1 protein-coding gene and 1 pseudogene are annotated in these 1,049 nt (G+C 50.2%); both read right to left on the bottom strand.

What is annotated here, in order from left to right; genetic code table 11:
- Positions 1–696: IS21-like element helper ATPase IstB (gene istB, locus IE070_RS16490; protein ID WP_189484282.1), on the bottom strand; the 696-nt coding region annotated here is incomplete at its 3' end.
- A gap of 20 nt (positions 697–716) precedes the next feature.
- A pseudogene (locus IE070_RS16485) lies at positions 717–1,049 on the bottom strand (IS21 family transposase); the annotation flags it as partial.

Raw genomic sequence — 1,049 nt, 5'->3', positions numbered from 1 at the left:
TAAAGGGAATCTGATCGCTCTGTGGATCAGCCTGTCCAAGATCGCTTCGGCGAAGGTGGCTTCTCCGATCATGCCGTACCATTTATCTACCGGTAATTGACTTGCCACCACCGTTGATAACTTGCCATGTCGCGTGTCTATCACTTCCAGTAAATTACTACGCTCTGTCGCATCCAGCATTTCCATCCCCCAGTCATCCAAGATCAAGATAGCAACTTGACTAAGCTGGCTCAGTAACCGTGGATAGCTCCCATCTGCTTGTGACAACCTCATCTCCTCTAATAAGGTCTTTAACCGGTAATAGCGCACAGCCATTCCCTGACGGATAAAGTAACGGCCCAGTGCACAGGCCAGGTAACTCTTACCACATCCCGCAGCACCGGTTAACAACAGATTTTGTTGATGTTTAAGCCAGTTGCCTTGCAGTAATTCCCGTATCTGCGATGTGTTAAAGCCTCGATTAGCGCGATAGTCTATCTGTTCAACCTGTGCACCTAAACGGAACCCAGCTTGCTTCTCTAACCGGCTAATTTTGCGCTGCTCGCGCTGCACTAACTCATGGCTGAGTAACAGCTGCAGGCGCTCTTCGAAGCTCATGTCTTGATAGAGCATCGTTTGCTCTTGTTGTTTTGCCAGGGCTTGTTTAACACCGCTTAAACGCAGCAGGCTCAGTTGCTCTTCGATTCTTAATTCCATAAGTCTTCTCGTGTAATCTGTTAGTGGAAGTAGCTTTCGCCGTGCACATTGTCGTGCACGAGCGTTTTTAGCGGATCATGTTTCACGGTTTGCACCGGTTGATATTCCAGGCCGTTTTTCAAGATGGCCCTGATGTTGTGCAAGCGGTTAGCACCGGTCAGATGACCGCGCAGACAGGCCGCCTCCAACCGCGCTTTGCTGTAGGTTTCACTTTGCCCTAGTAAACTTAAGCAAGGACGCACTGCCAGCGCCGGATGTGCCGCGTGCGCTAACGTATCTTGCACCCACTGCTGTGTATAAATACCTATCGAAGCGGCCCATTTCAGGAGCCGCTCTGGTGACCATTCCAGCAT

Origin of the sequence: Alishewanella tabrizica, from assembly GCF_014652375.1 — a bacterium.
Lineage (GTDB): Bacteria > Pseudomonadota > Gammaproteobacteria > Enterobacterales > Alteromonadaceae > Alishewanella > Alishewanella tabrizica.
This window is presented reverse-complemented; position numbering and strand designations above follow the sequence as displayed.